Genomic DNA, 3590 nt, shown 5'->3' on the forward strand with positions numbered 1-3590 from the left:
ATAAAGGCGCAGTATTTTTATTTATGGGCGCTGGTGATGTTCACAAGTTCCAAGATGCTTTTGAAAACGTGCTTAAAAACAATGAAACAGCTTAGTCCGTAGGGGTTAAGCTGTTTTTTCTCAAATTTGAGCAGGAATTCCGTTTTTTTTGTCGAAGATAGGGAAAGTAATAGTAAAGACAATTTACTAGCAGGAGGTTAACTTATGGAAGTGATTTTGTATATTGCAGCTATTATTGCAGCAATCGGATTTTTAATTTTATGTATAAGCGTGGGCATGACATTATTTTCGCTTAAGGCTATTTTAAACAGCTTAGCAGGAACACTATCAGGAATTGAAGGACAAATGGAAGGTATCACACGTGAAACAACGTCCTTATTAACGAAAACAAATAGCTTAGCAGAGGATATTCAACATAAATCGGAACAATTAAATTCTGTTGTACAAGCTGTTAAAGGTATTGGTGATTCCGTTAATGGTTTAAATAATTCTGTACAGCAAATCACTTCTTCTGTTTCTAAAAGTGTAGAACAAAATGAAGAAAAAATTGCACAAGTTGTTCAATGGAGTAATGTTGCGATGGGAATTGCAGATAAATGGAAAAAACGCAAAATCATTGAGCAAGAAACGGTTTCTGAAGATGCCTATGCATTTGAAACGGTTCAAATAGAAGAAAAGCCAAAAAGAAAATGGGGTCGTAAAAAATGATAATTATTCAGTGAGTATTCCATTCTGACTGAATAAAAATAAAGTCTTAGACATAAGTTGTAGATGCATCTGTGAAAGTAGATGGACAACCAGTCTAGACAAATTTGACAATATGATGGGGAGGAATTGTGCATGACAACTCAAAAGCCAAATTTTAACGAAGTAAAGGAACAACAGCTTGAAAGTTCATTGCCACAGCTTTATCATCCACAAGACTCGATTTATGAAGAGGAGCGTGTAAACATGAAAGATTTTGTGATTGGCGCATTAGTTGGAGGTATTGTAGGGGCAGCAGCAGGTCTACTGTTAGCTCCAAAATCAGGAAAAGATTTACGTAGTGATGTTGCTGTACAAGCTGTTCAGTTAAAAGATAAGAGTGCAGACTTCTCGACAACTGCAAAAGATAAAACGGTTCAACTTTCTAAACAACTTCAAGAACAATCTACACAATTAGTGGAGAAAGTAAAAACACTAAAAACGGCAAAAGCACCTACTGTGTTTGATGATGGTACGGTTTCCTTTGAAGGTGAAGAACCATTAGAGGATTTTATTCCTGGTCAGGAAACACAAGCGAAAGAAACAAACGAACAAAATGAAGATAAAAATGAAGAAGTACGTGCATAATGCATAGTTAAAAGGGATACGTTACATATAATAGTGTAACGTATCCCTTTTTTATGTGATGGGTGAGGCTTCTAATAAAATTTCTAATTGATCGCCACCGAATATTTCTGTATCAAAGCTCGCTGGTTGACCATTTCGTAAAATCGTGAAATTTCCCTTAAAGGTATTTGGTAGCTGCCAATTGGAGAAGCGGAAGACATCTTGATAAATCCAATGACTACGATCCTTTTCTTTAAAAACAATAGTAGCTCCATTCGGCACGGTAGACAGTGGCGATACGACATTTTGATTGACTAGTGCTTCATGTACTGTTTTAGTAAGCTCTAACACTTCCTGTTGGAAATGAATAATAATTTTATCCTCTAGCAAAAGATTCATTTGGTCTGCTATACGTTGAACAGTTGGTAAAGCTGGTTGTTGAAAGCTTATTATATCACCATCTTGAACAGCATAGCTCAATTTAGCTAATATGCCATTAATCATAAGCTGTGAGGAGAATTCCGGTAAATATAAAGGCTGACCGTTAACTTGAATTGTGTAGGATTCAAATTGCTTTAAAAAGTCTTGATTATTTGTGATTTTAAATACATCTTCAATAGTCTCAGCTATGTCAAAAGACACTATATCACGATCGTTTAATTGAGTATCAAGTGATGCAGGTGAATTATTGAGGGTCATTTTGGGCTCAATCATATACTTAGTATTTTGGATAGTAATTGTCTTTATCGCTGCATCATCAATAAGCTCCCTCACTGTTGCAGTAGCTGGAAGCCCATCTTTCCCTTCGATTAGTTGAATGGCATCGCCTGTTTTAATCAATGTTTTTGTAGATGCCTGTTGTCCGTTCACAAGTATTTCTGCTGGTTGACCATGACCACCTGGAATGAAAATGTCCTGTCCATTGACGCTAACAGATAACCCATGACCTGGCTTTCCGTACAATTGTTTTGCACGAATATTCGCTGCTAAAAAAGCATCTGCCACAGTCATTTCCTTTAATTCAAAAAGACGAACTACTTGATTATTGACGGTTAGGCTCATGTATTGAATAGGCATTTTTTTAGCAGCAATTGCAATCCCTATTGGTGTAACTAACTCTGGTGAGGCTTTAATATGTTCTTCCTTAGTTAGGTTTTGGATGGCATCAATACCTCGAACAGCTATTCGATTTGCTGGTAGGTCAAGTACATGGCCAAGTTCAGTTGTTAGGTTCGGTGTTAAGCTACCACCACCAACTAACATTACAGCTTTTGGAGCAACACGGTTATTAAGGCGTAAAATTTCTTCGCCGATGGACTTAGCTAGCTGCTTCACTGCTGGTTCAATAGCTAATAATACCTCTTCCTTTGGATAAGATTGATCAAATCCTAGAATATCTTGAATCAATATCTCGTCCGCTGTTTGGAGCTGGCGTTTAGCCTGTTCGGCAATAGGAAAGTCTAGTAAGTAATGGTCGCTTAAAGCTTCTGTTATTTCATCGCCAGCTGTTGGGACCATACCATAGGCGACAACTGTACTTTTATCTGTAATTGCTATATCAGATGTTCCAGCCCCTATATCAACAAGTGCTACGTTTAAGCGTCTCATCGTTGGCGGTATGAGCACATTAATGGCAGCAATAGGTTCTAGTGTTAATGCTTCCATCTCTAAATTAGCCCGTTTAAGAGCTGCAATAAGTGACTCCACTACAACCCGAGGTAAGAAAGTGGCAATCACTTCAATTTGCGCCTCATCACCTTGTTGATCAAGTAGGCTTCCTATTTCCTCACCATCCAAACGATAATAAAGAACAGAATAGCCTACACAATAATAGTGGCTAATTTTTGCATCCTCTTTCTGTTGCAAAAGTTGTTGCTGCGCTTGTTGGACAGCCTGAAGTTCTAGGCGACTAATATCTTCTTCAGTAAAAATAGGCCGATTACGTATATTGATGGTCACGCTAGCTTGCTCAGTTTTTAAAGATCGACCTGCTGCAGCAACACTTACCTTTGTGAGTGGACCGTGTTTCTCTTGAAGTTCGCTTTTTATTTCATTAATTAAATCTGCCACATACATGACATTATGTATTTGACCATCTACCATGGCACGTTCTTTATGCTCTTTCACTAAAATATCTTCCACATGAAAATGGTCATTTTCTTCTTGTAGGATGATCCCGACCACTGAGCGTGTACCAATATCAAGTGCAAATAATTTAGAACTCAATGTAATCGCTTCCTTTCGCGTCATACTTGAAAAATAATTTAGCGAGTTGAAGC

Annotated in this window: 3 protein-coding genes; 2 read left to right on the forward strand and 1 reads right to left on the reverse strand. The window is 37.6% G+C overall.

Annotated elements, in window-relative coordinates:
- Positions 1–204: 204 nt before the first annotated feature.
- Positions 205–708 carry a DUF948 domain-containing protein gene (locus tag RT445_RS21425; protein WP_274794115.1) on the forward strand — a complete coding sequence of 168 codons (504 nt, stop codon included), beginning with the start codon at positions 205–207 and terminating at the stop codon, positions 706–708.
- A gap of 132 nt (positions 709–840) precedes the next feature.
- Positions 841–1332, forward strand: a complete 492-nt coding sequence (locus RT445_RS21430; RefSeq protein ID WP_274794114.1) for a YtxH domain-containing protein — start codon at positions 841–843, stop codon at positions 1330–1332.
- Between the two features lie 51 nt (positions 1333–1383).
- On the opposite strand, the gene pilM is transcribed toward RT445_RS21430, so the two are convergent.
- The gene (pilM, locus tag RT445_RS21435; protein WP_312506616.1) at positions 1384–3537 is read right to left on the reverse strand and encodes a pilus assembly protein PilM; all 2154 of its coding nucleotides are present in this window, start codon (positions 3535–3537) and stop codon (positions 1384–1386) included.
- Between the last annotated feature and the right edge of the window lie 53 nt (positions 3538–3590).

The sequence above is a fragment of the Lysinibacillus sp. genome (assembly GCF_032093475.1).
GTDB lineage: Bacteria > Bacillota > Bacilli > Bacillales_A > Planococcaceae > Lysinibacillus > Lysinibacillus irui.